This is a genomic window from Psittacicella gerlachiana (assembly GCF_003585965.1).
GTDB lineage: Bacteria > Pseudomonadota > Gammaproteobacteria > Enterobacterales > Psittacicellaceae > Psittacicella > Psittacicella gerlachiana.
The window spans coordinates 1-4,702 of the sequence record NZ_NRJF01000245.1 but is presented as its reverse complement, the minus strand read 5'-3'; the positions used below and the strand labels follow the sequence as shown (position 1 = coordinate 4,702).

Genomic DNA, 4,702 nt, shown 5'->3' with positions numbered 1-4,702 from the left:
TCTAGTCTTTAATTTTTTACTTATTCCATGCTTTATAAGCATTGATTAAACCATTGGTTGAACTATCGTGACTAGTTACTGGTTTATCAGATTCGAGTTCAGGAATAATATTATTTGCAAGCTGTTTGCCTAATTCCACACCCCATTGGTCAAATGAGAAAATATTTAAAATTACCCCTTGAGTAAAGATTTTGTGTTCATAAAGAGCAATTAATTGACCTAAAGTATATGGTGTTATTTCTTTTACTAAAATACTATTTGTAGGTCTATTACCCTCAAATACTTTAAATGGAGCAAGTTTCTTAATTTCTTCTTCCGTTTTACCTTGTTGTTTTAATTCTTCTACGACAACATTTAATGGCTTACCAAAAGCTAAAGCTTCTGTTTGGGCAAAGAAATTAGACATTAATTTAGTATGGTGATCTGCAATAGGATTATGAGTGATTGCAGGAGCAATAAAATCACAAGGAATTAATACACGACCTTGGTGGATTAACTGATAGAAAGCATGTTGTCCATTAGTCCCTGGCTCACCCCAAATAATTGGACCAGTTTGGTAGTTAACAACTTCTCCATTGCGGTCAACATATTTACCATTAGATTCCATATTTCCTTGTTGGAAATATGCTGGGAAACGGTGCATATATTGGTCATAAGGAAGAATCGCTTCGGTCTGAGCTCCTAGAAAATTTGTATTCCATAAGCCTACTAGAGCTAAGATCACAGGAATGTTATTTTCAAAAGGAGTATTCTCAAAGTGGTTATCAACATCATGAGCACCTGCTAATAATTGAGCAAAGTTATCAAAACCAATTGAAAGAGCAATCGATAAACCTATAGCTGACCATAGAGAGTAACGACCACCAACCCAATCCCAAAATTCGAACGCATATTTAGTATCAATACCAAACTCACTTACCGCTTTTAAGTTTGTTGATAAAGCGACAAAGTGTTTAGCGATTGCTTGTGTATCTTGATTTGCGTGCTCTAATAACCATGCTTTTGCACTTTGAGCATTGGTCATAGTTTCTTGAGTAGTAAACGTTTTTGAAGCAACAATAAATAAAGTTGTTTCTGGATTACATTGTTTTAAGGTTTCTACAATATGTGTGCCATCTACATTAGAAACAAAGTGTAATTTTAATCCTTTATTGTATGGTTTTAGTGCTTCAGTAACCATTAGTGGTCCTAAATCAGAGCCACCGATACCAATATTAACTACATCTGTTATTTTTTTGCCTGTAAATCCAGTCCAAACTCCTGAGTTAACTTGATCTGAAAACTCTTTCATTTGTGCTAAAACTTTGTGTACATTTTTTACAACATCAACCCCATCAACCACAAGAGATTGTTCTGCTGGTTTACGTAGGGCAACATGTAGTACAGAACGATTTTCAGTGAAATTAATCTTTTCACCACTAAACATAGATTTAATCGCACTATCTAAGTCTACATCTTTTGCAAGTTTTAATAAGGTTTTTAAAATAATATCATTAATATTATTTTTTGAATAATCTACTAAGATATCTTCAAAATTTAAATGATACTTATTAAATCTCTCTTTATCTTGAGCAAATAAGTGTTGTAAACTAGGTACATCTTTAGCTAAGCGTTCAAGTTCGTGCCAAGATTTTGTAGTTGTTGGATTTATATTCTTCATAACAGAATCCTTGTAAGCGTAATTATAATTTTTAAAATTTTCAGTGCCTATTATACTAAAAAAAGTCTAATTAAACTCATGTTTAACTCTTTCGGTCAGATATGAAGTTAATTCATAATCTGCAATGTTTACTTTTGAAGAAACTTTTTCAATATTTAATTTATCTCCCCAAAGATAAACCTTATCTCCAACTTTATCAATTAGCTCCTGACCAAGATCAACGGTTAACATATCCATAGATACACGACCAACTATTGGAACTTCTCTTCCATTTACCCATACTGGAGTTCCAGTAGGAGCATTTCTTGGATATCCATCACCATATCCCATAGCAACTACACCTATATAGGTATCTTGAGTCACCGTATAGGTACTGCCATAACCAATTTGATCTCCTGCTTTACGATAGTGAATTTGTACAATTAAAGTTTCAAGGTTCATAACCGTGATCAGGTTATTAATATAAAACTCTTTAGATTCTAAACCGTATAACTGTACTCCTGAGCTTAACCAAATTTGTGCCGGTAAATCAGGTAGATGTTTAATTTGATTATCCATTAAGGCTAGATCGGTAAAAGGATGCTTAGCAGTAAGATCTATAGCTTCTTGACTATCAGTATAAGTCATAAGCCCTATACTTCTAATTCCCTTAATTTTTCTTAATCCCTTATAAGCTTGGGATATTTGCTCTTGATTAAAGCCAAGATAGTTTTTAGGACTTTGTAACAGTAACCAAATTTTTAAACCACTTAGATGCTCTTGATATTGTTCTATTAATTCAAGTTGCATTTCATTACTGACAACAACTTGTACCTTTAAATCTACAACTTTAAATAATTCAACAAGATTAGTAAATCCTTGAAGAACAATTATAGGGGTATTTACACCGTTATCACGGATAGTTTCAGCTTCATCTAAGCGGGTTGTTGCTAAAGCTGCGACATTATTATCTAAGGCACGAGAAATCTCAATAATTCCATGTCCATAAGCATTCGCATTTACAAGTGCAATAATATGGGCTTCTGGATTTTGATCTTGAATTAAGCTGATATTATGCTGTAAGGTTTTTGTATTTATTACCGCTTTAGGGTATCTCATTAGCTTAACCTTAATTAATTATATATTCGTGTTTAGTCTGAGTTGTTAACTTTGTCGTTAATTCGTAGGTGATGACATTAATATGTTTAGCTACTACCTCTACTGGTAAACCTTTACCAAAAATAGTGACTTTATCACCTATTTTATCTTGGAGCTGGTTGCCAAGATTTACATAAATAAAATCTACACCTACCTTTCCTAATAACTCAACTCTACGTCCATTTATAAGAAATGGAGTTCCCTCAGGGGCTTGCGCAGGATAACCATCTCCAGTTCCTAAAGCAATTACTCCTATGTAATTATCCTGAGAGCTAATAAAATTTGACTGTGGTAATTGCTTTCCAGCTTCAAGCTTAAAAATGTTGGTAATAATCGTTTCTAGATTCATTACCGGAATAAATCCATAATCTTCTATAGATTCATGACTAGGACTTATGCCATAAATTATAATTCCAGGACGTATCCATTCAGCACGAGTTTGAGGAAAGAATAACACTCCTGAAGAAGCACTTATAGATTTCTTTAATTTTAACTCTTCATTTAAACGATTAAAATTTTCCAACTGTAAGTTGGTATAGTTATTTTTTGGATCATCAGCGTTGGCAAAATGCGTCATGAGATTTATTTCTTCAATGCAATCTAAAGCTTCTAAGCGTAGCTTAACTTCTCGAGCTTCATCAGCATCTAAACCTAAACGATTCATTCCTGTATTAAACTTTAACCAAACTTTTAGTTTATTTAAACTAGGAGCATATTTTTCGATTAATTCTAGCTGTTCATAGCAATGTACTGCCGTAGATAACTTAAGTTCATTTAATTTTAATAACTCGGCAGCCCCAAGAAAGCCCTCAAGAAGAATAATGTCATTATTTATGCCAGCATCTCTTAATCTTTCTGCTTCAGCAATGCGAGCTACCCCTACTCCCTCTACATGATTTAAAAGAGTACGTGCAACTTCAATTAAACCATGTCCATAAGCATTAGCTTTGACAATTGCACAAATTTTAGAGTTAGGAGCTAATTTTCTAATTATTTCCACATTATGCTTTAGAGCTTTTGTTTCAATAATGGCTTTTGGGTATTTCATATTTATTTATCTACTTCTTTTAAAAAACTCTGAGCTTTTAAATACTAGAATTATACCACTTTAGAGGAAGCTTGTTCATAATTCTCGAAGATAAAAGTAATCTTGGCTGTATATTAGCTTGGCATTAGTGCGAATAATACTTGTCTCTACCAAATTACAGGCAAATGTGATAAAATAACACCGTATTTGTTTTTTATAAAACGTTGATAAAAGTTTCAGAGGATTCAATGGCTGTTTTTTCAACAAGCGATTTTAAACCAGGTCTAAAATTTATCTACGAAGGTGAACCATGTACAATCGTAGAAAATGAGTTCGTAAAACCTGGAAAAGGGCAAGCTTTTAATCGTACTCGCATTAAAAAGCTAATTTCTGGTAAAGTATTACAAGTTGTATTTAAATCAGGTGAAACGGTTGAAGCCGCTGATGTTTTTGATATCAACTTAACCTATTTATATAATGATGGCGAATTCTTCTACTTTATGAATGAAGAAACTTTTGAACAAGTTCCTGCAAGCACAGATGTAGTTGGTGACGCTGTTAAATGGTTAACAGACCAAGCGGTTTGTATTATCACTTTATGGGATGGACGTCCAATCGGCGTACAACCACCTAATTTCGTAGATCTTGAAGTTGTAGATACTGATCCAGGTCTTAAAGGTGATACCGCTGGTACAGGTGGTAAACCAGCAACTTTATCAACAGGTGCAGTAGTAAGGGTACCTCTATTTGTACAAATTGGTGAAGTTATTCGTGTAGATACACGTTCTGGTGAATACCTAAACCGTGTTAAAAACTAATCTACCTAATTAGATTAAGTTAAACAAATAAAAGTAAGAGCCTAAAATTTTAAAATTTTA

4 protein-coding genes are annotated in these 4,702 nt (G+C 33.2%); 1 reads left to right on the top strand and 3 read right to left on the bottom strand.

Annotated features, from left to right (window positions below; genetic code table 11):
* Positions 1–16: 16 nt before the first annotated feature.
* The 3 genes from pgi to alr (CKF59_RS07180) all read right to left on the bottom strand — a co-directional run bounded on the left by pgi (position 17) and on the right by alr (CKF59_RS07180) (position 3,845).
* Positions 17–1,660: a glucose-6-phosphate isomerase gene (gene pgi, locus CKF59_RS07190; RefSeq protein WP_119535250.1), complete on the bottom strand. Its 1,644-nt coding sequence runs from the start codon at positions 1,658–1,660 to the stop codon at positions 17–19.
* Positions 1,661–1,726: 66 nt separating this feature from the next.
* Positions 1,727–2,758, bottom strand: a complete 1,032-nt coding sequence (gene alr, locus CKF59_RS07185; protein WP_119535249.1) for an alanine racemase — start codon at positions 2,756–2,758, stop codon at positions 1,727–1,729.
* A 10-nt stretch (positions 2,759–2,768) separates the two neighbouring features.
* A complete protein-coding gene (gene alr, locus CKF59_RS07180; protein WP_119535248.1) occupies positions 2,769–3,845 on the bottom strand; it encodes an alanine racemase in 1,077 nt (358 codons plus the stop codon).
* Positions 3,846–4,072: 227 nt separating this feature from the next.
* On the opposite strand from alr (CKF59_RS07180), the gene efp reads away from it, so the two are divergent.
* Complete coding sequence (gene efp / locus CKF59_RS07175) at positions 4,073–4,642, top strand: elongation factor P (RefSeq protein WP_119535247.1); 570 nt, start codon at positions 4,073–4,075, stop codon at positions 4,640–4,642.
* Positions 4,643–4,702 lie beyond the last annotated feature (60 nt).